This is a genomic window from Ideonella sp. (assembly GCF_044358605.1).
GTDB lineage: Bacteria > Pseudomonadota > Gammaproteobacteria > Burkholderiales > Burkholderiaceae_C > Ideonella.
On sequence record NZ_JBIKNQ010000001.1, the window covers coordinates 1 to 21683 of the forward strand.

General features: G+C 61.4%; 23 protein-coding genes. 18 read left to right on the forward strand and 5 right to left on the reverse strand.

Going from position 1 to position 21683, the window contains the following annotated elements; all coding sequences use genetic code 11:
* The first annotated feature begins 183 nt into the window (after positions 1-183).
* From ACIQ3Q_RS00005 to ACIQ3Q_RS00015, 3 genes are all read left to right on the forward strand, one after another.
* The gene (locus ACIQ3Q_RS00005; protein WP_396266872.1) at positions 184-627 is read left to right on the forward strand and encodes a DUF2784 domain-containing protein; all 444 of its coding nucleotides are present in this window, start codon (positions 184-186) and stop codon (positions 625-627) included.
* A 456-nt stretch (positions 628-1083) separates the two neighbouring features.
* Entirely contained in the window at positions 1084-1347 is a 264-nt protein-coding gene (locus tag ACIQ3Q_RS00010; RefSeq protein WP_396266873.1) for a hypothetical protein, read from the forward strand.
* A 158-nt stretch (positions 1348-1505) separates the two neighbouring features.
* Positions 1506-2063, forward strand: a complete 558-nt coding sequence (locus ACIQ3Q_RS00015; protein ID WP_396266874.1) for a hypothetical protein — start codon at positions 1506-1508, stop codon at positions 2061-2063.
* A 235-nt stretch (positions 2064-2298) separates the two neighbouring features.
* Here ACIQ3Q_RS00015 and ACIQ3Q_RS00020 read toward each other — a convergent pair whose 3' ends face one another.
* Entirely contained in the window at positions 2299-2754 is a 456-nt protein-coding gene (locus ACIQ3Q_RS00020; RefSeq protein WP_396266875.1) for an acyl-CoA thioesterase, read from the reverse strand.
* A gap of 75 nt (positions 2755-2829) precedes the next feature.
* Here ACIQ3Q_RS00020 and ACIQ3Q_RS00025 point away from each other — a divergent pair, with 75 nt between their 5' ends.
* The 6 genes from ACIQ3Q_RS00025 (at position 2830) to ACIQ3Q_RS00050 (ending at position 8992) form a co-directional block, all read left to right on the forward strand.
* The gene (locus ACIQ3Q_RS00025; protein ID WP_396266876.1) at positions 2830-4671 is read left to right on the forward strand and encodes an ABCB family ABC transporter ATP-binding protein/permease; all 1842 of its coding nucleotides are present in this window, start codon (positions 2830-2832) and stop codon (positions 4669-4671) included.
* A gap of 3 nt (positions 4672-4674) precedes the next feature.
* On the forward strand, positions 4675-5592 hold the full coding sequence (locus tag ACIQ3Q_RS00030) for a LysR substrate-binding domain-containing protein (RefSeq protein ID WP_396266877.1): 918 nt from the start codon (positions 4675-4677) through the stop codon (positions 5590-5592).
* Positions 5593-5825: 233 nt separating this feature from the next.
* The gene (locus tag ACIQ3Q_RS00035) at positions 5826-6725 is read left to right on the forward strand and encodes an amino acid ABC transporter substrate-binding protein (RefSeq protein ID WP_396266878.1); all 900 of its coding nucleotides are present in this window, start codon (positions 5826-5828) and stop codon (positions 6723-6725) included.
* A 114-nt stretch (positions 6726-6839) separates the two neighbouring features.
* Positions 6840-7583 carry an amino acid ABC transporter permease gene (locus ACIQ3Q_RS00040; RefSeq protein ID WP_396266879.1) on the forward strand — a complete coding sequence of 248 codons (744 nt, stop codon included), beginning with the start codon at positions 6840-6842 and terminating at the stop codon, positions 7581-7583.
* Positions 7580-8245, forward strand: a complete 666-nt coding sequence (locus tag ACIQ3Q_RS00045) for an amino acid ABC transporter permease (RefSeq protein WP_396266880.1) — start codon at positions 7580-7582, stop codon at positions 8243-8245. The genes ACIQ3Q_RS00040 and ACIQ3Q_RS00045 overlap by 4 nt, the downstream gene beginning before the upstream one ends.
* Before the next feature lie 12 nt (positions 8246-8257).
* Positions 8258-8992 (forward strand): amino acid ABC transporter ATP-binding protein, encoded by a 735-nt coding sequence (locus ACIQ3Q_RS00050; RefSeq protein WP_396266881.1) that lies wholly within the window; start codon positions 8258-8260, stop codon positions 8990-8992.
* Between the two features lie 343 nt (positions 8993-9335).
* Here the strand turns inward: ACIQ3Q_RS00050 and ACIQ3Q_RS00055 are convergent, their stop codons facing one another.
* Positions 9336-10067, reverse strand: coding sequence for a Crp/Fnr family transcriptional regulator (locus tag ACIQ3Q_RS00055; RefSeq protein ID WP_396266882.1), 732 nt, complete (start codon positions 10065-10067; stop codon positions 9336-9338).
* 168 nt (positions 10068-10235) lie between these two features.
* On the opposite strand from ACIQ3Q_RS00055, the gene ACIQ3Q_RS00060 reads away from it, so the two are divergent.
* From ACIQ3Q_RS00060 to ACIQ3Q_RS00095, 8 genes are all read left to right on the forward strand, one after another.
* The gene (locus tag ACIQ3Q_RS00060) at positions 10236-12185 is read left to right on the forward strand and encodes an AMP-dependent synthetase/ligase (RefSeq protein WP_396266883.1); all 1950 of its coding nucleotides are present in this window, start codon (positions 10236-10238) and stop codon (positions 12183-12185) included.
* Position 12186: 1 nt separating this feature from the next.
* Complete coding sequence (locus ACIQ3Q_RS00065) at positions 12187-12969, forward strand: ABC transporter ATP-binding protein (protein ID WP_396266884.1); 783 nt, start codon at positions 12187-12189, stop codon at positions 12967-12969.
* 16 nt (positions 12970-12985) lie between these two features.
* On the forward strand, positions 12986-13915 hold the full coding sequence (locus tag ACIQ3Q_RS00070; RefSeq protein WP_396266885.1) for a branched-chain amino acid ABC transporter permease: 930 nt from the start codon (positions 12986-12988) through the stop codon (positions 13913-13915).
* 95 nt (positions 13916-14010) lie between these two features.
* Positions 14011-15087, forward strand: coding sequence for a branched-chain amino acid ABC transporter permease (locus tag ACIQ3Q_RS00075; RefSeq protein WP_396266886.1), 1077 nt, complete (start codon positions 14011-14013; stop codon positions 15085-15087).
* A 114-nt stretch (positions 15088-15201) separates the two neighbouring features.
* A complete protein-coding gene (locus ACIQ3Q_RS00080) occupies positions 15202-16539 on the forward strand; it encodes an ABC transporter substrate-binding protein (RefSeq protein WP_396266887.1) in 1338 nt (445 codons plus the stop codon).
* Positions 16540-16736: 197 nt separating this feature from the next.
* Positions 16737-17546 (forward strand): ABC transporter ATP-binding protein, encoded by an 810-nt coding sequence (locus ACIQ3Q_RS00085; RefSeq protein ID WP_396266888.1) that lies wholly within the window; start codon positions 16737-16739, stop codon positions 17544-17546.
* Between the two features lie 33 nt (positions 17547-17579).
* On the forward strand, positions 17580-17879 hold the full coding sequence (locus tag ACIQ3Q_RS00090) for a hypothetical protein (RefSeq protein WP_396266889.1): 300 nt from the start codon (positions 17580-17582) through the stop codon (positions 17877-17879).
* Entirely contained in the window at positions 17872-19140 is a 1269-nt protein-coding gene (locus tag ACIQ3Q_RS00095; protein ID WP_396266890.1) for a phenylacetate--CoA ligase family protein, read from the forward strand. Before ACIQ3Q_RS00090 ends, ACIQ3Q_RS00095 begins: the two co-directional genes overlap by 8 nt.
* Here ACIQ3Q_RS00095 and ACIQ3Q_RS00100 read toward each other — a convergent pair.
* Positions 19134-19481 carry a cupin domain-containing protein gene (locus ACIQ3Q_RS00100; RefSeq protein WP_396266891.1) on the reverse strand — a complete coding sequence of 116 codons (348 nt, stop codon included), beginning with the start codon at positions 19479-19481 and terminating at the stop codon, positions 19134-19136. The genes ACIQ3Q_RS00095 and ACIQ3Q_RS00100 overlap by 7 nt on opposite strands.
* A 143-nt stretch (positions 19482-19624) precedes the next feature.
* On the opposite strand from ACIQ3Q_RS00100, the gene ACIQ3Q_RS00105 reads away from it, so the two are divergent.
* Positions 19625-20605: a tripartite tricarboxylate transporter substrate-binding protein gene (locus ACIQ3Q_RS00105; protein ID WP_396266892.1), complete on the forward strand. Its 981-nt coding sequence runs from the start codon at positions 19625-19627 to the stop codon at positions 20603-20605.
* Between the two features lie 160 nt (positions 20606-20765).
* Here the strand turns inward: ACIQ3Q_RS00105 and dtd are convergent, their stop codons facing one another.
* Together dtd and ACIQ3Q_RS00115 are read right to left on the reverse strand one after the other, a co-directional pair.
* Complete coding sequence (gene dtd / locus ACIQ3Q_RS00110) at positions 20766-21221, reverse strand: D-aminoacyl-tRNA deacylase (protein WP_396266893.1); 456 nt, start codon at positions 21219-21221, stop codon at positions 20766-20768.
* Positions 21222-21227: 6 nt separating this feature from the next.
* A complete protein-coding gene (locus ACIQ3Q_RS00115) occupies positions 21228-21671 on the reverse strand; it encodes an FKBP-type peptidyl-prolyl cis-trans isomerase (protein WP_396266894.1) in 444 nt (147 codons plus the stop codon).
* Positions 21672-21683: the final 12 nt, after the last annotated feature.

Here is a 21683-nt window from a genome sequence, read left to right on the forward strand (position 1 = left end):
AATTCAAACGTTGTGGCTGTATAAAACCTCTGACCTGTCCCTCATCATGAGGCCTCAGAAAAGTCGAGTCCTCAGAACGGCGTATTCGCCACGAACTGAGTCCTAGCAAGGGTTCAAGTACCCCTCGAAATGGCCGCACGGTGTAGGTGCGGCAGTTTTTTACAACCTCCTTAGGCACCGCATATGGACATTCCGCGGTCCTACCAACTCCTTGCGGATGCAGTGCTTCTGCTGCATTTCGGCGTCGTGGTGTTCGTCGTCGGAGGCTTGATCGGAATCGTCGTCGGGAACCTGCGAGCATGGGCGTGGGTTAATAGCCTGTGGTTTCGGCTCGCGCACCTAGCTGCAATCGGTGTTGTCGTTGTTCAGTCCCTACTTGGCAAGCTGTGTCCACTCACCGTTTTGGAGTCGTGGTTACGTGAAAGAGCAGGGGAGTCTGCATACACAGCAAGCTTCATTGAACACTGGGTTCAGCAAGTTCTTTTCTACGAGGCACCGTTCTGGGTGTTCACAGCTGTCTACGTAGCTTTTGGGTTGCTCGTGGTTGCAGCCTGGTGGCGCTATCCACCACGCATGAGGTCACGCCATGACCAAGCGAGTGGCGCAACCCCTCCATCGAGCGGATGACCAACCGGCTGCGCCGGTCGGTCACCGCCCATGTCAAACGTGTGTGCTGTGCATGGCAAGAATCCAGCTGGGTGAAAGCCCTGGCACCCTGTATCAGCAGAGCCGAAGGTTAGTCAAAGGGCAACTGCGTCGTCGCTAGGCGGGGTGGGGAGAAAGTCCAAGACGAAATCGCGGGACGACGCACAGAAACCGAATATCAGGCTGAGCCCGGACAGATGCGCTCCTGTGGAGCCACTGATCCGGCGCATCGTCAAGGCTGGGGTGTGGACGCCCGAAGGCATCGAAGCGCGGGGAAAGGGGGGAGCAGGTCACGCAGACGACTGCCAGATCTTGGTGTCGTCAGAACGAGCCGGGCAACGCGTGATAGACAGCGTGACGCGCTTGATTGAAGAGTCACTGAGGATCACAGTGAATGCGAGAAAGAGCGCAGTGGACAGGCCCTGGAATCGCAAGTTTATGGGCTTCACGCTCACCCGCTGCACCAAGGGATTGAAGGTGGCCGCAGTGGCCATCGACAAACTCAAGGGCAAGCTGCGCGAGCTGAGCCGCCGCACAAGATGCCACCGCCTTGAGGCGATCAGCGAAGAGCTGAGAGAAACCCTGCTTGGCTGGAAAACGAAGTTTCGGCGCAGCCAAAGCGTACCCTGGCGCAGCCAAAGCGTACCTTGGCGCAGCCAAAGCGTACCTTGGCGCAGCCAAAGCGTACCTCGGCGCAGCTAAAGCGTACTTCGGCATTGCCGCAGTGCTGAGCATAATGGCAGCATGCATTCAACAACCCGAATCGCCGGATACGTGACCCGTGCGTCCGGTGGTGTGGGAGGGGAAGGCCGCGAGGCTTTCTTCTATCCCGATTAGGCGTCAGAAACGAGTTGCCAACCATGCTGAATGAGTCCTACTTGCTCTACGCGCTCATCGTCGCGTGTGAGGTTGGCTTTTGGGTCGTCCTACTTGGCGCACTCGCAGTCCGCTATCTGGCCCGGAAGGAACAACTGAGTCGAGCGCTCTTGGTCTGCCTGCCGCTGATAGATCTTCTGCTCCTGGTCTTCACAGCAACGGATCTGCGCAGAGGCACGACAGCCACGTTTGCACATGGCCTGGCTGCTGCCTACATCGGCTTCACCGTCGCTTTTGGGGGCATGGCAGTCAAGTGGGCAGACGCGCACTTTGCCCACAGGTTCGCTGGAGGCACAGCGCCGGCGACGGCGCCGTCGCGCGGGTGGGAACTTGTCCGCTACGACTTCAAGCTGTGGGGACGGTGCATAGCAGCCTGTCTCATCACGATGGTGCTGGTCGAAGCACTTGTAGAGTTCATTGGCAGAAGCGAAGCAGTTCAGCCATTGCTTGCCTGGCAAAGGCATGCCTTTGGCTGCATCGTGCTGTGGTTCTTTTTCGGTCCCCTATGGAGTCTGGCAACCGCATGGCGCCGGGCGCACTAACGTCTAACGAAGCAGTCAAAAAACCCAATCTTCGCGGGCCCAAGTCTTCCTGATTGTCACGAGGTGATTGGGAACTTGGGAGCGGTGAAGTTTGGGCGTAGTGGGCATCGAAATCGCACCTGAGGGCGTTTAGTGAGCTGATTCAGCGCCTCTCGCGGGCCTCATTGTCACGCCCTTGTTGGTCGCCGTCTTGGCGCTCTTGGGGGGGCGGTGAGGTTGGACTTCAGCTCCTGGATCAGCCTACCGCTTTGGGCACCGGCCGCGGCTTGCCCTCGCGGTCAATGGCCACGTAGGTCAGGTCGGCGTCGGTGACTTTGACGATGTGCGGGTCAGCCGGGTTGCGCTCGGCAAAGACTTCCACATGCACCGAGACGGAGGTGTTGCCCACCCGCGTGACGTTGGCATAGAAGCTGAGCAGGTCGCCCACCGAGACGGCCTGCTTGAAGATGAACTGGTTGACGGCCACGGTGGCCACGCGGCCGCGGCTGATGCGCATGGGCAGCACGGCGCCGGCCAAGTCCACCTGGGCCATGATCCAGCCGCCGAAGATGTCGCCGTTGCCGTTGGCGTCCGCCGGCATGGGCATCACGCGCAGCACCAGCTCGCGGTCGGTGGGCAGGGCCAGCGGGCCTGGGGCGGCTTGAGGCACACTGGCCGCAGTGGGATGTGTGTCGGGGCTGTTGGGGCTCATGGCGGCTTCCTGAAAAGAGAGAAGGCGCAAGCACTGCGCCGAATGAATGAGCAGGATTCTTTCACGATGCGACCAATGAGTGCGGCCCCGGCCGAGACACCGGCAGAGGCCCAGAGCAGCCCTGAACCCCGCTCGGATGCGGCCACGCTGAAGCGGCTGCTGCCTTATCTGTGGCCTTATCGCTGGCGGGTGGCAGCAGCGCTGACGTTCTTGGTGGCGGCCAAGCTCACCAATCTGGGCGTGCCGCTGCTGCTCAAGCAGTTGGTGGACAGCCTCAGCATCCCGGCCACCGACCCCAAGGCTTTGTTGGTGGTGCCAGCGGGTTTGCTGGTGGCTTATGCGGCGCTGCGTCTGGGCACCTCGGTGTTCACCGAGCTGCGCGAGTTGGTGTTTGCCAAGGCCACGCATGGTGCGGCGCGGCAGATCGCGCTGGAGGTGTTTCAGCACCTGCATGGCCTGAGCCTGCGCTTTCATCTAGAGCGGCAAACCGGCGGCATGACGCGCGACATCGAGCGCGGCACGCGGGCGCTGCAGTCGCTGGTGTCTTATTCGCTCTACACCATCGTGCCCACGGCGGTGGAGCTGGTGTTGGCCCTGGTGCTCTTGGGCGTGGCTTACGACATGGGTTTTGTGTGGATCACGCTGGCGGCGCTGGCCGCCTATGTGGCCTTCACCATCACGGTGACGGAGTGGCGCACGCAGTTCAGGCGCCGCATGAACGAGCTGGATTCGAAAGCGCACAGCCGGGCCATTGACGCGCTGCTGAACTACGAGACGGTCAAGTACTTCAACAACGAAGGCTTTGAAGCCCAGCGCTATGACCAGGGGCTGGATGCCTACCGCAAGGCGCAGATCCAGTCGCAAACCTCGCTGTCGCTGCTCAACACGGGGCAGCAGTTGATCATTGCCACCTCCCTGTTGGCCATGCTGTGGCGCGCGACCAGCGGCGTCGCAGAAGGGCGGCTGACCTTGGGCGATTTTGTGATGATCAACGCGCTGTTGATCCAGCTCTACATCCCCATGAACTTCTTGGGCGTGCTCTACCGCGAGATCAAACAAAGCCTGGCTGACTTGGACAAGATGTTTGGCCTGCTGGAGCGCGAGCGCGAAGTGGCCGATAAGCCCGGCGCCCCCGCGCTGCAGGTGCAAGGCGGCACCGTGCGCTTTGAAGACGTGCGCTTTGCCTACGACCCGGCCCGGCCGATTTTGCAGGGCCTGAGCTTTGAGGTGCCAGCCGGCAAGACCGTGGCCGTGGTGGGGGCCAGTGGTGCGGGCAAGAGCACGCTGGCGCGCCTGCTCTACCGCTTTTATGACGTGAGCGGCGGGCGCATCAGCATTGATGGGCAAGACATTCGCAGCGTCACCCAAGACAGCTTGCGGCGCAGCATTGGCATCGTCCCGCAAGACACCGTGCTATTCAACGACAGCGTGGCCTACAACATTGGCTACGGCCGCACCGGGGCCAGCCAAGCCGAGATTGAGGCGGCGGCCCAGGCCGCGCGCATCCACGCCTTCATCGTCGCCCAGCCCAAGGGCTATGACACGACGGTGGGCGAGCGGGGGTTGAAGCTCTCTGGCGGAGAAAAGCAGCGCGTGGCGATAGCCCGCACGCTGTTGAAGAACCCGCCCATTCTGATTTTTGACGAAGCCACCTCGGCACTCGACTCGGCCAACGAGCGCGCCATTCAGGCCGAGCTGCGCAGTGCCTCGGTGGGCAAGACCACGCTGGTGATCGCGCACCGGCTTTCCACCGTGGTGGAGGCGCATGAAATTTTGGTGATGGACGCCGGCGAGATCGTGGAGCGTGGAGCGCATGCCAGCCTGCTGGCCCAAGGCGGGCGCTATGCTCGCATGTGGCAGCTGCAAAACAGCGCTGCCGACGAGGACGCAGGCCCGCACCCTGTTGAAGGACGCTGAGCAATGGATACCAAATGGCTTGAAGACTTTGTGAGCCTGGCTGAGACGCGGAGCTTTTCTCGGTCGGCCCAGTTGCGGCATGTCACCCAGCCGGCGTTCTCACGCCGCATCCAGGCGCTAGAGGCCTGGGCAGGCATCGACTTGGTGGATCGCTCGTCTTACCCCACCCGCTTGACGGCGGCCGGTGAGACCTTTCACGCCCAGGCGCTGGAGATCCTGGGCAGCTTGCAGGCCACCCGCAACATGATGCGCAGCCACCAGGTGGGCGGGCAAGACATGATCGAATTTGCGGTGCCGCACACCCTGGCCTTCACCTTCTTCCCGCATTGGCTGATGGACCTGCGGCAAAAGTTTGGCGAGGTCAAAACCCGCTTGATCGCACTGAATGTGCACGACGCCGTGATGCGCCTGACCGAAGGCGGCTGCGACCTGCTGATTGCCTATCACCATGCCACGCACCCGCTGCAGCTCTCGCCCGACCGCTACGAGATGCTGACCCTGGGCCAAGAGACGCTGGCGCCCTATACCAAGGCCGATACGTCGGGCCAGCCCATGTTCAGGCTGCCGGGCAGCCCGCGGGCGCCGGTGCCGCTGCTGAGCTATGCCTCGGGGGCGTATATGGCGCGGCTGGTGGAGCAGATCATCAAGCACGCCGCCACGCCGCCGCACCTGGACCCGATCTATGAGACCGACATGGCCGAAGGCCTGAAGGCCATGGCCCTGGAAGGCCACGGCCTGGCCTTTTTGCCCGCCAGCTCGGTGCGTAAAGAATTGCGCGCCAAGCGCCTGGTGGCGGCAGGCAGCAGCGACTATGAAATCACCATGGAGGTGCGCATCTACCGCGAGCGCCCCGAATCGGCGCGCCACGGCAAGCCGGCGGTGCAAGAACTCTGGGATTTTTTGCAGCAAAGCCGGGCCTGAAGCCAGACCCTAGGGTTGACCCTCATAGGCTATGCAAATAATGCATAGGCCATCAGGCAAACGGCATTTGCGGTGTATAGGCCTGCCCGCTACAGTCCGCGCCGAACGTGTGTGCTTGTGCATCGAGCTCGGCGAGTTCACGTCGCAGGACGGGTTTTACCGGCCCGTCTTGTCTGCGCTTATCCCTAGAATTCCGTTGTTGGAGTTCCTTCCTTTTCTTTCTAGGAGTTTTTATGAAGAAGACTTTGCTGGCCTCCGTAGCAGCAGTGGCGATGTTGGCTGTGGGCGCGGCCCAAGCGGATACCCTGAAGAAGATCAAGGACAGCGGCAGCGTCACTATGGGCGTGCGTGAGTCCTCGGGCGCACTGTCATACACCTTGGGTGATGGCAAGTTCACTGGCTACCACGTTGAAATCTGCGAGAAGGTGCTGTCCGATGTGCGCAAGCAATTGGGCTTGAGCAGCATGAGCGTCAAGTACCAACCCGTCACCTCGCAAAACCGTATCCCCCTGGTGCAAAACGGCACGGTGGACATCGAGTGCGGCTCCACCACCAACAACGCTACCCGTCAGAAGGACGTGTCCTTCGCAGTGACCACCTTTGTGGAAGAAGTGCGCATTGCGGTGAAGGCCAACTCCGGCATCACCAAAATCGGTGACCTGAACGGCCGCAGCGTGGCCACCACCACCGGTACCACTTCCGTGCAGACTCTGCGCCGCAACGAGCGCGCCACCGGTGTGGACTTCAAGGAAGTGTTCGGCAAAGACCACGCAGACAGCTTCTTGCTGCTGGAGTCGGGCCGTGCAGATGTCTTCGTGATGGACGGCTCCCTGCTGGCAGGTTTGATCGCCAAGTCTAAGAACCCCGCTGACTACAAGATCGTCGGCGAAGTGCTGTCGGTGGAACCCATCGCCATCATGATCCGCAAGGATGACCCGGCCTTCAAGACGGCCGTGGACAACAGCATCAAGGCCATGATCAAGTCGGGCGACATTGGCAAGCTCTATGACAAGTGGCTGATGCAGCCCATCCCCCCGGCCAATGCCAAGGTGGGCTTGCCCATGAGCGACAACCTCAAGGCCGCGTTGGCCAACCCCAACGACAACCCGGCTGAGGCTTACGTCAAGAAGTAAGCCGCACAGCAGCCGTGACCCAGGGCGTGAGCCCTGGCACAGGCTGTGCATGCGCTGACGGCGCGGTGCCGCGACAAACGGCCCGCGCCGCGTTTTTTGAGTTGGGAGACTTGAGTGTCGGATTTCGACTGGCAGGTGTTCTGTAAGGACACCATTGAAGGTGAGGTTGTTGAACGCTGCTTCGGCAGCGGCGGCTCCATCACTTATTTGGATTGGCTGATGTCGGCCTGGGGCTGGACGCTCAGCGTGGCTTTGCTGGCCCTGGTGGTGGCGCTGTTCGTGGGCTCCATGATGGGCATTTTGCGCACCCTCCCCAACAAAGCGTGGGTGTTTGTGGGCGATGCATGGACTGAGCTGTTCCGCAACGTCCCGTTATTGGTGCAGATTTTTCTGTGGTACCACGTGGTACCTGCCTTGATCCCGTCGCTCAAGAGCGTGCCCAGCTTTGTGCTGGTGGTGCTGGGCTTGGGCTTTTTCACGTCAGCGCGTATCGCTGAGCAGGTGCGCGCGGGCATTCAGAGCTTGCCCAAGGGCCAGCGGTATGCGGGCTTGGCCATGGGCCTGACCTTGGCGCAAACCTACCGCTATGTGATCCTGCCCAATGCCTTCCGGGTGGTGATCCCGCCGCTGACCAGCGAGAGCATGAACATCATCAAGAACTCGTCGGTGGCCTTTGCGGTGAGCATTGCCGAGTTGACCCAGTTTGCGATGCAGGCCCAAGAAGAAACTTCCAAGGGCATTGAGATCTACCTGGCTGTGACCGGCCTCTACTTTGCCTCGGCCTTTTTGGTCAATCGGATCGCGCTGTTCATTGAAAACCGCGTGCGCATCCCCGGCACGTCGGGAGCGTCCAAATGACATTTGATTTCGCATTCTTAACCTGGGACGTGGTGTCGAGCTTCGTCCTCAAGGGTCTGTGGTTTTCGATCCAGTTGACCATTGTGGCAACCTTGGGCGGCATTGCGCTGGGCACCGTGCTGGCCCTCATGCGGCTCTCTGGCAAAGCATGGTTGGCCGTGCCGGCGGCAGCGTATGTCAACACGCTGCGCTCCATCCCGCTGGTGATGGTGATCTTGTGGTTCTTCCTGCTGATCCCCATGCTGACGGGGCGCCCGATGGGGGCTGAGTTGTCCGCCGTCATCACCTTCACGGTGTTTGAAGCGGCCTACTTCTCGGAGATCATGCGGGCCGGCATTCAGAGCGTGTCGCGCGGGCAGGTCCAGGCTGGCTACGCCACCGGCATGACCTATCGCCAGACCATGCAACTGGTGGTTTTGCCGCAGGCGTTCCGCAATATGCTGCCGGTCTTGATGACCCAAACCATCATCTTGTTCCAGGACACCTCCTTGGTTTATGCCATCGGCGCCTATGACCTGCTCAAGGGCTTTGAGGTGGCGGGCAAGAACTTCAACCGCCCCGTTGAGACTTATGTGGTCGCGGCCGTGGTTTACTTTGTCATTTGCTTCTCGCTGTCGATGCTGGTGCGCCGTCTGCAGAAGAAGATCCAGATCATTCGATAAGGAGCACTCACCATGATCGATATCAAGAACATCTCCAAGTGGTACGGCAGCTTTCAAGTGCTGACCGATTGCACGACCAACATCCAAAAAGGTGAGGTGGTGGTGGTGTGCGGCCCTTCGGGCTCGGGCAAGTCCACGCTGATCAAAACCGTCAACGCGCTGGAGCCTTTCCAAAAGGGCGACATCGTGGTCGATGGCGTGTCAATTGCCGACCCCAAGACCGACCTGCCCAAGCTGCGCAGCCGCGTGGGCATGGTGTTCCAACACTTTGAATTGTTCCCCCACCTGTCGGTGACCGAGAACCTGACGCTTGCGCAGATCAAGGTCTTGGGCCGCAGCGCCGACGACGCCAAGACCCGCGGCCTGAAGATGCTGGAGCGCGTGGGCTTGACGGCGCACAAAGACAAATTCCCAGGCCAGCTCTCGGGCGGTCAGCAGCAGCGTGTGGCGATTGCCCGTGCCCTGAGCATGGACCCGATCGTGATGCTGTTCGACGAGCCCACCTCGGCCCTCGACCCAGAGATGGTGGGCGAAGTGCTGGACGTGATGGTGCAGTTGGCCAATGAAGGCATGACCATGATGTGCGTGACCCACGAAATGGGCTTTGCACGCAAGGTGTCCAACCGCGTGATCTTCATGGACGCCGGCAAGATCATCGAAGACTGCAAGAAGGACGATTTCTTCGGCAAGCCCGACGAGCGCTCACCGCGTGCCAAAGAGTTCTTGTCCAAGATCCTGCAGCATTGATGGATGCTTTTCTTGCGCGTTGACCGCAGAGCGGCCCCGAACAGGGGCCGTTTTTTTGCCTGCACAGGTCTTCGCGGTGCTTCGAGGTGGCTGGCTCTGCTCCGCTCATGCCAAGGCCAGCGGCCTTGGGTTCCTCCTTTACTTCACTACGCAGAGCACCCCATCTCCCTCAAGGCGATGCGTCGGCTGCCTGTGGGCCACGACCAGCCAAGACCGGTGAAATTGCGGCAGGGTGGGTGACCGGCGAAGCGAAGTAAAGGAGGAGCCCAACCGAATGGTTGGGCGGGGGACATGAGCGGAGCCGGTCACCCAGCTTGCCGCAACGGTGCGGTGCTTCGCAAGCTCAATCCGGCTGACCCGCCGAAAACCCCCGCAGCCCTTGCAAGTCCAGCACGCGCAATCCGCCGTATTCGATGCGAATCAACTCGCGGGCTTGCAGCACCTTCAAAGCCTCGTTCACGCGCTGGCGTGACAGGCCCACCAAGTAAGCCAACTCCTGCTGCGTGATGCGCAGCATCTGCCCCACCCCTGGGTAGAGCACGGGGTGGAAGAGGGCGGCCAGATTGCGGGCCACGCGGGTGTCGGGGTCGCCCAGGCGATCGGTCTCGCGGGCGGCGATGAACTGACCCAAACGTTCGTTCAACTGGTTGAGCACAAAGCGGTTGAAGGGAATGGAGCGACCCAGTAGGTCGTGAAAAGTGTCCACCGGCAGCCCCGCTACTTCCGAGCGCCGCAAGGCTTCGATGTTGTAGCGATAGGGCTCACGCTTGAGCAAGGTGCCTTCGCCAAACCAGGCGCCAGGGGGTACACCGGTAAAGGTGATGGCGGGTCCCTGACTTTGGTCGTTACTCATCTTGAGCAAGCCGTCAACCACACCGAACCAAAAGGTGGCCGGGCGGCCAATGCGGCAGATCAGGTCGCCCACTTCGGCCGTGGCAATCGCAATGCTGCGCAGGGCCATGTCGCGGTCTGCACCATCCAGCACGGCCAACCACGGGATGTTGTTCAGCTCATCAGCGCTGGGCTGTCGTGCACGGTCTCGCAGGGCGCGGGGGGTGTCGCTGGCGGGGCTCATTCGGGCGCTCATCCTAAAAACGGGAGGGGGCGGGAAAGTCCGCTCCGGGCAGACCCCTAAATTGTCGTCCAACCGACAACATGGCGTCAAACTTCTGCCTACGATGCAGGCATTGAACAGCGTTTCGTCGTGGCTCCCCCGGGGCCAGACTCACAGGAGAACCTGTCCGTGCAGACCACCTTCGTGCAATTGATGCTCGACCATGCCGCCAAGCGCCCCCAGGGAGCTGCCTTGCGTGAGAAGGAATACGGCATCTGGCAAACCACGACCTGGAGCGAGTTGGCGCAAGAGGTGCGGGCCTTGGCCTGCGGCCTGGCAGCCGCGGGGCTCAAGCGCGGCGATCACATCGTCGTCGTGGGTGATAACCGCCCCCGCTTATCGGCTGCCATGCTGGCCGCTCAGGCGCTGGGTGCTGTGCCGGTGCCGCTTTACCAAGATGCCCCTGCAGCCGACTGCGTCTTCCCTATCACCAATGCCGAGGTGAGCTTTGCGGTGGTTGAGGACCAAGAGCAGGTCGACAAGATGCTGGAGGTGCGTGAGCAAGTGCCGGCGTTGAGCCGCATTTGGTTTGACGACGACCGTGGTCTGCGCAAGTACGACGAACCGGGTCTGGAGGCGGTCAACGCTTTGATCGAGGCCGGCCGCGCCTATGACGCCGCACACCCGGGCTTTTACGACGCCGAAGTGGCTAAATGTCAGCCTTCCGATGTGGCCGCCATGTTCTTCACCTCCGGCACCACGGGCAACCCCAAGGGCGTGGTGCATACCCACGGCTCATTGCTGGACCGTGCGGTGGCCGGCAAGAACTTTGACAAGCTGACCGAGAGCGAGGAGGTCTTGGCTTATCTGCCACCCGCCTGGATTGGCCAGAACATCTTCAGCTATGCGCAGTGGCTGGCTTGCGGCTACATCGTCAACTGCCCCGAGTCGGCAGCGACGGTGAACATCGACCTCAAAGAGATCGGCCCGACCTACTACTTTGCGCCACCCCGGATTTTTGAGGGCATGCTGACGACGGTGATGATCCGCATGGAAGACGCGAGCCCGATCAAGCGCAAGCTGTTCCATCACTTCATGGCCGTGGCCAAGCGCGTCGGTCCCGCGCTGATGGACGGCAAGCCAGTGGGCTTGATGGACAAGCTGAACTATGCCTTGGGCAACTTCTTTATCTATGGCCCGCTGCGCAACACCTTGGGTCTGAGTCGGGTGCGAGTGGCCTACACGGCGGGCGAGGCGATCGGCCCCGACCTATTCACCTTCTACCGCTCGATTGGCATCAACCTGAAGCAGCTCTACGGCTCGACCGAGACGGCGGTGTTTGTCTGCCTGCAGCCTGACCACGAAGCGCGTGCCGACACCGTCGGTGTGCCTTGCGACGGCGTGGAGATCAAGCTCTCAGAGAGCGGTGAGGTGCTGGTCAAGTCACCGGGCTTGCTCAAGGAGTATTACAAGAACCCCGCCGCTACGGCCGAGGTGCTGACGGCCGACGGCTGGTATCACACCAGCGACGCGGGCTTCATTGACGCTGAAGGGCACTTGAAGATCATTGACCGCGTCAAGGACGTGGGCCGCTTGGCCGGCGGTGCGAATGACGGCGCGATGTTTGCGCCCAAGTATGTGGAAAACAAGCTGAAGTTCTTCCCGCACATCAAAGAGGCGGTGGCCTTTGGCGACAAGCGCGAAAAGGTTTGCGCTTTCATCAACATCGACTTTGAAGCGGCCGGCAACTGGGCCGAGCGCCGCAACCTGCCGTATGCGGGCTACACCGACTTGGCCGCCAAGCCTGAGATCCTGTCGCTGATCAAGGAGTGTGTGGAGCAAGTCAACGCCGACTTGGCCCGCGATGAGCTGTTGGCGGGTACGCAGATCCACCGCTTCTTGGTGCTGCACAAAGAGCTGGATGCTGATGACGGCGAGATGACCCGTACCCGCAAGGTCAAGCGTGGCTTCATCAACGACAAATATCAGGTGCTGGTCGACGCCATGTACGGCGGTAAGAGCGAGCAGTTCATTGAAACGGCGGTGAAGTTTGAGGATGGCCGCACCGGCAGCGTGTCGGCGACTCTGAAGATCATGGACGCCAAGACATTCCCGGCTCAGACCAAAAAGGTGGCCTGACATGAGCAAGAAAATCGGTGACGTCATTCTCGACGTCGAGAACATCAGCCTGCGTTTCGGTGGTGTCAAGGCGCTGACCGACATCAGCTTCAATGTGCGCGAGCATGAGATCCGCGCCATCATCGGCCCCAACGGGGCGGGCAAGAGCTCGATGCTGAATTGCATCAATGGCGTGTACACCCCTCAAGACGGCAAGATCACCTTTCGGGGGCAGAGCTTTAGCCACATGAACTCCCGCCAGGTGGCTGAGATGGGCGTCGCCCGTACCTTTCAGAACCTGGCTTTGTTCAAGGGCATGAGCGTCATTGACAACATCATGACCGGGCGCAACCTGCGCATCAAGAGCAACTTGTTCATGCAGGCGCTTCGCATCGGCCCAGCACAAAGGGAAGAAGAAGAGCACCGCGCCTTCGTGGAGCACATCATCGACTTCCTGGAGATCCAGGCCTACCGAAAAACCCCTGTGGGCACTTTGCCCTATGGCCTGCAAAAGCGCGTAGACCTGGGCCGCGCCCTTGCGATGGAGCCGCAGGTGTTGCTGCTGGATGAGCCCATGGCCGGCATGAACCTGGAAGAGAAGCAGGACATGAGCCGCTTCATCTTGGATGTGAACGACGAGTTCGGCACCACCATCGTGCTGATTGAGCACGATATGGGCGTGGTGATGGATATCTCCGATCGCGTGGTGGTGCTGGACTACGGCAAGAAGATCGGCGACGGCACCCCCAACGAGGTGCGTAACAACGAGGAGGTCATCAGCGCCTACCTCGGTACCAGCCACTGAGCGCGGAGACATCAAGATGGGTTTCTTTATCGAAGCATTGATGGGCGGCCTGATGGCCGGCATGCTGTATTCGCTGGTGGCACTTGGCTTTGTGCTGATCTACAAGGCCTCGGGCGTGTTCAACTTCGCGCAGGGCGCAATGGTGCTGTTTGCGGCCCTGGCCATGGCCCGCTTCTCGCAATGGATCCCGGAATGGCTGGGGCTGGAGAGCAAGCTGCTGGGCAACGTGATCGCATTCATCATCGCGGCGGCCTGCATGTTTGCGCTGGCCTGGCTGATCGAGCGCTTGGTGCTGCGCCACTTGGTGAACCAAGAGGGCGTGACGCTGCTCATGGCCACGCTGGGCATCACCTACTTCCTCGACGGCTTGGGTCAGACCATTTTCGGGTCTGACATCTACAAGATCGACGTCGGCATGCCCAAGGATCCGGTGTTTCTGTTTGAGGGTGTGTTCGAGGGCGGCGTGTTGCTGAACCTCGAAGACGTGTACGCCGCCATGGTGGCGGCCCTGCTGGTGATGGTGCTCTCGCTGTTTTTCCAGAAGACAGGTACCGGCCGCGCCCTGCGCGCGGTGGCCGATGACCACCAGGCGGCGCAGTCCATCGGCATTCCGCTCAACCGCATCTGGGTCATCGTTTGGTTCGTGGCTGGTCTGACCGCCCTGGTGGCCGGGATCATCTGGGGCTCCAAGCTGGGGGTGCAGTTCTCGCTGACCACCGTGGCCCTGCGCGCCCTGCCGGTGATCATTCTGGGCGGCCTGACTTCGGTGCCTGGCGCCATCATCGGCGGCCTGATCATCGGCGTCGGTGAGAAGCTGTCCGAGGTCTACCTTGGCCCCTATGTGGGGGGCGGTATCGAGATCTGGTTTGCGTATGTGCTGGCGCTGGTGTTCCTGCTGTTCAGACCCCAAGGCTTGTTCGGCGAAAAGATCATTGATCGGGTGTGAAACACCCACATCAATGTTCTTTCAGCGAAGACTAACTTCGCAAAGCGAAGTTAAGCGAAGCGTGTCGTAGCTAAAAGATTGTTAGAGGACTACAAATGTTCTATCGCGAAAACGGTCAGTTCAAGACCTCCTACCGCGCCGACCAGCAGATCTTCCCGATCGCACAGGATCGCTGGGCCCTGCTCGCGCTGATCGCGTTCGCCAGCGTCGGCGTGCCGATGTTGGCCGACGAGTACATGTTCCGGGCCATCCTGATCCCGTTCCTGATCCTGGCCCTGGCCGCCATCGGGGTGAACATCCTGGTGGGTTACTGCGGGCAGATCTCGTTGGGCTCAGGCGCCTTCATGGCGGTGGGCGCCTACATGGCCTACAACACCTATGTGCGCATCGAGGGCATGCCGCTGATCGTGGCTCTGCTCTCGGGCGGCTTCTTTGCCACGCTGGTGGGCATGTTCTTTGGCATTCCCAGCCTGCGGGTCAAGGGCCTGTACCTCGCCGTGGCCACGCTGGCGGCGCAGTTCTTCTGTGACTGGGCCTTCCTGCGCATCGGCTGGTTCACCGGCAACACCGCCTCGGGTTCGGTGTCGGTGTCCAACCTGTCGGTGCTGGGCTGGACCATCAACACCCCGCTGGAGAAATACCTGTTCTGCCTGGCCTTCTTGGTGGTCTTTGCTCTGCTGGCCAAGAACCTGGTGCGCTCGGCCATTGGCCGCGAGTGGATGGCCATCCGCGACATGGATGTGGCCGCATCGGTCATCGGCATTCGCCCCATGTACGCCAAGCTGTCGGCCTTTGCGGTCAGCTCCTTCATCATCGGTGTGGCGGGCGCGTTGTGGGGCTTTGTGCACCTGAGCTCCTGGGAGCCAGCGGCGTTCTCGATCGACCGCTCCTTCCAGTTGTTGTTCATGGTGATCATCGGTGGCATGGGTTCCATCATGGGCAGCTTCTTCGGCGCCGCTTTCATCGTGATCCTGCCCATTGTTCTGAACCAGTTCCTTCCCTGGGCGGGCTCGCTGTTCGGCCTGACGATCTCCACCGCTGCGGTGTCGCATACCGAGTTCATGATTTTCGGTGCCTTGATCGTGTGGTTTCTGATCGTGGAACCCCACGGTCTGGCCAAACTCTGGAGCATTGCGAAACAGAAACTGCGTCTGTGGCCCTTCCCTCATTGAGGATGACTACCCCCTGCGCCGCTTTGCGCCCCGACGAAGGGTCGCGCTCCAGTGGCTTCCGTGTTAGCTGAGTGTGGTTTTGTGTGTGGTTGACTTCCCTATAGGAGACAAGTGATGAAAGTGCGTAACCTGGTTCTCTCTGCTTCGCTGGCTTGTGTTGCCCTCTCGGGTGCACTGGTCTCGACGGCTGCCATGGCTCAGGCCAAAGAGCAGTTCTTCCCCTTGCTGGTGTACCGCACCGGAGCCTATGCACCCAACGGCGTGCCCTTCGCCAACGGCTATGCCGACTACCTCAAGCTCACGAACGCGCGCGGTGGCATCAATGGCGTGAAGGTGTCGTTCGAAGAGTGCGAAACCGGCTACGCGACCGACCGGGGCGTGGAGTGTTATGAACGCCTCAAGGGCAAGAACGGCGGCGCCACCGTGTTCCAGCCGCTGTCCACCGGCATCACCTTCGCACTGACCGAGAAGGCGCCCATCGACAAAATCCCGCTGATCACCGCCGGGTATGGCCGCAGCGAGTCCGCCGACGGGGGGGTCTTCAAGTGGAACTTCCCGCTGGCCGGCACCTACTGGGTGGCCGCTGATGTCTTGATACAGCACTTGGCCAAAAAAGAAGGTGGCTACGACAAGCTGAAAGGCAAGAAGATCGCGCTGGTCTACCACGACAGCCCGTTTGGCAAGGAGCCGATTCCGCTGCTGCAGGAGCGCGCTGCCATGCACGGCTTCCAGCTCAGTCTTCTGCCTGTGACCCACCCCGGCGTGGAGCAAAAGGCCACTTGGCTGCAGATCCGCCGCGACCGACCTGACTATGTGTTGAACTGGGGTTGGGGCGTGATGAACTCCACCTTGCTCAAGGAAGCCCAGGCCACAGGCTACCCGCGCGACAAGATCTACGGTGTGTGGTGGGCAGGTGCCGAGCCGGACGTTAAGGACATCGGCGAAGGCGCGAAGGGCTACAGCGCCATCACCATGCAGCATGGCACAGAGAAAGGCTCGGCCATCGCCAAAGAGGTGATCGCCAAGCTGCACGACAAGGGCCAGGGCACGGGACCCAAGGACGAAGTGGGCGAGGTGCTGTACATGCGCGGCCTGATCAGCGCGATGTTCGCGGTGGAAGGCGTTCGCCAGGCGCAAGAGCGGTACGGCAAAGGCAAGGTCATGTCGGGTGAACAGGCCCGCTGGGGCTATGAAAACCTGAACCTGACTCAGGCCAAACTCGACGCCCTGGGCTTCAAGGGTGTGCTGCGCCCCATCTCCACCAGCTGCAACGACCACATGGGCGCCGCCTGGGCCCGGATCCACACTTGGGATGGCAGCAAGTGGAACTTCTCCAGCGACTGGTACCAAGGCGATGAGCAGATCCTCAAGCCCATGGTGAAGGCCGCCGCCGACAAGTACGCAACCGACAAGAAGCTGACGCGTCGCCCGCCTTCTGACTGCCAGTCTTGATCCACCCCCGCTGCGCTTCGCGCGACCTCCTCAAGGGGGCGACACCAGCGGCCCGGCAAAGCCGGTTCCGCAGTGCCCCTTGATGGCGTCACCTCGTTCGCGGCGGATGGATTGAACCGTGATCGCGGCTGGTTCGCCAGCCGCCATTCGAAAGGTCGGCTCGCTCGGCCTTTCAAATGGCTCCCGAGGAACACACCATGACAACTCCCAACATCGTTCTCAACGTCAACGGCATCGAGGTCATCTACAACCATGTGATCCTGGTGCTCAAGGGCGTTTCGCTCAATGTGCCGGAAGGCAAGATCGCGGCCGTGTTGGGTGGCAACGGTGCGGGCAAAACCACCACGCTGCGCGCCGTCTCCAACCTGCTCAAGGCCGAGCGCGGCGAGGTCACCAAGGGCAGCATCGAGTTGCGCGGTGAGCGCATCGAGAACCTGACGCCGGCCGATCTGGTGAACCGGGGGGTGGTGCAGGTGATGGAAGGCCGCCACTGTTTCGCCCACCTGACCATTGAAGAAAACCTGATGACCGGCTCCTACACGCGCAAGGACAAGGCGGAGATCGCGCGCAATCTGGAGAAGGTCTACAACTACTTCCCGCGCCTGAAGACCCGCCGCACCTCGCAGGCGGCCTACACCTCGGGCGGCGAGCAGCAGATGTGCGCGATCGGCCGCGCGCTGATGACCAACCCCAGCGTCATGCTGCTGGACGAGCCGTCGATGGGCCTGGCCCCGCAGATCGTCGAAGAGGTGTTCGAGATCGTGAAGGATCTGAACCAGAAGGAGAAGGTCACCTTCCTGCTGGCCGAACAGAACACCAATATGGCGCTGAAGTACGCCGACTACGGCTACATCATGGAGAGCGGCCGCATCGTCATGGACGGTCTGGCTTCAGACCTGCGCAACAACGAAGACGTCAAAGAGTTCTACCTCGGCATGGGCGGCGGCGAGCGCAAGTCGTTCAAGGACGTGAAATCGTACAAGCGCAGAAAGCGTTGGCTGGCCTGACCTAGAGCCACAGCCACAGCCGAGGAGCAAGCCATGAGCGAAGATTGGGGCTTTGCGCCGCCACCCTTCAATGCAGAAGACGCTTTGCAGCGCTTGCGCCGCGATGCCCGCGAGCTGGGCTTGACGGAACGCGGCGGTGTGTTTGAACGCAAAGGCTTAGCCATTGCCAAGGTCGTGCTGAGTGACGGTGCGCTGACGGCAGCCATGGTCAAAAGGCCCCAACGCAGCGGGCCTGAGTGGCTGAGCAAGACATTGAAATCCGGCGCCGAAGTGCGCGACTTTTCGGCGGAGCTGAAGAAAAAGCTCTCCGCCTGGAGCGACCACGATGAGTGACTATTTCGACGCCCTTGAAACCCGCTCGCCCGTCGAGCGTGAGGCGGCCCTGATGGCCGCATTGCCGGCCCTGGTGGCCCATGCACAATCTCGCACTGACGCTTTCGGCGAGTCGCTCAATGGCGTGGATGCCAGCCGCATCAACAGCCGGGTGGCTCTGGCCACACTGCCCGTGGTGCGTAAATCGGAGTTGTTGGCGCGTCAACAGGCCAGCCGTGCTGCGGGGGGCGACCCCTTCGGTGGCTTCTCCGCCATTGGCTGGCGCGGCCTGGCAGCCACCTCGGGCGCCAAGCGGGTGTTTCAGTCTCCTGGCCCGATCTATGAGCCTGAAGGCCAGGGTGCGGACTACTGGCGAATGGGCCGCGCGATCTATGCTGCGGGCTTTAGGGCGGGCGACTTGGCCCATTGCAGCTTCAGCTACCACCTCACGCCAGCGGGCTCCATGATGGAAACGGGAGCCCATGCAGTGGGCTGCACCACCTTCCCAGGCGGCGTGGGCAATACCGAGATGCAACTTCAAGCGGTGGCAGAGCTGAAGCCGAATGGCTATATCGGCACGCCTAGCTTTTTGAAGATCATGGTCGAGAAGGCCCAGGAAACCGGTGCCGACATTCGCAGCCTCAGCAAGGCCATGGTCAGTGGAGAAGCTTGCCCGCCTTCGCTGCGAGACTGGTTTGCGAGCCAAGGCATTGCAACCTATCAGTGCTATGCCACGGCCGACCTGGGTCTGTTGGCCTATGAAACTTCGGCCCGAGAAGGCCTGGTGCTGGACGAGGGGGTGATCGTCGAGATCGTGCGCCCTGGCACTGGCGACCCGGTGCCCGACGGCGAGGTCGGTGAGGTCGTGGTCACCACCCTGAACCGCGACTACCCCTTGGTGCGGTTTGGTACCGGGGATCTCTCTGCCGTCTTGCCCGGCACCTGCCCCACGGGCCGTACCAACACCCGCATCAAGGGCTGGATGGGTCGAGCCGACCAAACCGTCAAAGTGCGCGGCATGTTCGTTCACCCTGGCCAAGTGGCCGAGATCGTCAAGCGCCACCCGGAAGTCAGCCGGGCCCGCTTGGTGGTGCAGGGCGAAATGGCGTCGGACCGCATGACACTGAAGCTGGAGGCTGCGACGCACGCCGACGGTCTGGCCGCGCGCATTGCCGACACGGTGCGCGATGTCACCAAGCTGCGCGGCGAGGTCGAGCTGCTTGCGCTGGGCAGCCTGCCCAACGACGGCAAGGTGATCGAGGACGCGCGTTCGTATCAGTGATCCACGATCACGAAGTGCTTGCGCATCGTCTCGAGCACTTCGAATGAGCCCCTGAACAGCGGCGGCAGCACCACAGCCTGGCCTGGGCCAAATTCTTCATGTCCGCCCTCGGCGCGGTGAACGCGGCAGCGACCCGAGAGCACGATGAAGTACTCGTGCTCGTTCGCCCCGAACTCAATGCGCCAGCGGCCTGGCTCGCACTCCCAAATCCCCACACACAGGCCTGTGCTGGTGTCTTCGTGCAGCACCCAGGTGCGGCGCTCTGGGCAGCCCTCTTCACGGCGTTCTTCGCGGGGGTAGTCCACTTCGGGGGGATTTGAGGGTAAGTCAACGCGGATCATGGTGCTTGTCATCCTTCAAGTGAGTGCGGGCGTTCTCGGCTAGCTGTGCCTAGCGTAGATACGTAGTTTCCGAGTTTCGCAGGCTTGGCCTAGCCACTACGATGGCATGACGGGTGTTTCGACTTTCCACCAAGGAGTTTTTCATGAAGCGTTTCTCTCTCACCGCTGTCGCAGCGGCTTTGTCTTTCGCGGCGTTTTCTGCGGCGGCTGAGTATCCTGAAAAGCCCATCACCGTGGTGGTGCCGTTTGCCGCAGGTGGCCCGACCGACAAGGTCGCACGTGACCTGGCAGAAGCCCTGCGTAAGCCCATGGGCGGCCAGACCATCGTGATCGAGAACGTCGGCGGCGCGGGTGGCACCCTGGGTGCGGCCAAGGTGGCCAAGGCCGCGCCTGATGGCTACACCTTCTTGCTGCACCACATTGGCATGGCCACTGCCCCTGCGCTGTACCGCAATATGCAATACAAGACGCTGGAGGACTTTGAGTACATGGGCATGGTCAATGAAGTGCCCATGACACTGATTGGCCGATCCACCCTGCCGGCCAACAACTATGCTGAACTGGCCAAGTGGTTGGATGCCAACAAGGGCAAGATCAACTTGGCCAATGCCGGCCTGGGGTCAGCGTCGCATCTGTGCGGTCTGCTGTTCCAGCAAAGCCTGAAGATCGACATGACTACTGTGCCTTACAAGGGCACGGCACCGGCCATGACCGATTTGCTGGGCGGCCAAGTCGATTTGATGTGCGACCAAACGACCAACACCACCAACCAAATTGAAGGTGGCAAGGTCAAGGCCTTTGCCGTCACCACCAGCAAGCGCCTGAGCACGCCCTCGCTGGCCAAGTTGCCGACCCTGGATGAGTCGGGCATCAAGGGCTTCAATGTCTCCATCTGGCACGGTATGTACGCGCCCAAGGGCACGCCCAAGGCCGTGTTGGACAAAGTCAACGCAGCATTGAAGGTGGCACTCAAGGACCCTGAGTTCATCAAGCGTCAGGAAGCGCTGGGCGCTGCTCTGGTGACTGACGCCCGCGTCAACGGTGCTGATCACAAGAAGTTCGTCGAGGCCGAAATCAACAAGTGGGGCCCCGTCATCAAAGCCGCTGGCCAATATGCCGACTAAGGACTGAGGACAGCCCACTGCGGACTGTCCGATGCCTTAGGAGGAGCCAAGCGCATCTCGTGCGACTGGCGCGGCCTGCAAGGTAACTAAGGACTGAGGGCAGCCCACTGCGGGCGGTCAAAAAAAAGGGTACCGTGAGGTGCCCTTTTTCTTTGCAGCCTCAGCGCAAGGTGATCGGAATAGTCACCGGCCCGTCGTTGATGAGGTGGACTTGCATGTCCGCCCCGAAACGCCCGCAGGCCACCTGCGGGTGTGCCGCACGTGCTTCACGCAGCACGGCCTCATAGAGCGCTTCTCCCAAGACGGCTGGCGCCGCCCCGGTGAAGCTCGGGCGGTTGCCGCTGGATGTGTCTGCGGCCAAGGTGAATTGCGAGACGATCAGCAAGCCCCCGGGCTTGCCTGAGCCGTCCAGGTCTTGCACGCTGCGGTTCATCTTGCCCGCGTCATCGCTGAAGATGCGCAGCTTCAGCAGCTTGGCCACCAGCTTTTGGGCATGAGTGGGGGTGTCGGTGGGCTCGGCACACACCAAGACCAGCAGGCCGGGGCCGATCTGGCCCACCACCTCTCCAGCCACGTCGACGCGTGCCTCGCGCACGCGCTGAACAAGGGCCAACACTTTGGTTTAGCGCTTGGAGATGCCCAGCAGTTCGACCTCAAAGTGCAAGGTGGCATTGGGGGGGATCACGCCGCCCGCACCGCGTGCGCCGTAGGCGATGTCCGGTGGGCAGGTCAGCTTGGCTTTGCCGCCGGGCTTCATTTTTTGCACGCCCTCGGTCCAGCAGGGGATCACGCGGTTCAGGGGGAATTCGGCGGGCTGGCCACGGCTGTAGGAGCTGTCGAATTCTTTGCCGCCGGGTAGGGTGCCTTTGTAGTGCACGCGCACCGTGTCGGTCGCACCAGGGTTGGCGCCTTTGCCCTCGGTCAGCGAGCGATAGACCAAGCCGCTGGGCGTGACTTCGGCACCGGGCTCTTTGGCCGCTTGAGCGGCTGCGTCGTTGGCCCAAGCCTGCCCCAGGGGCAAGGCCGCGATCAAGGCGGTGAGGGCCAATTGGCGAATCAAAAACATGCAGGTCTCCAA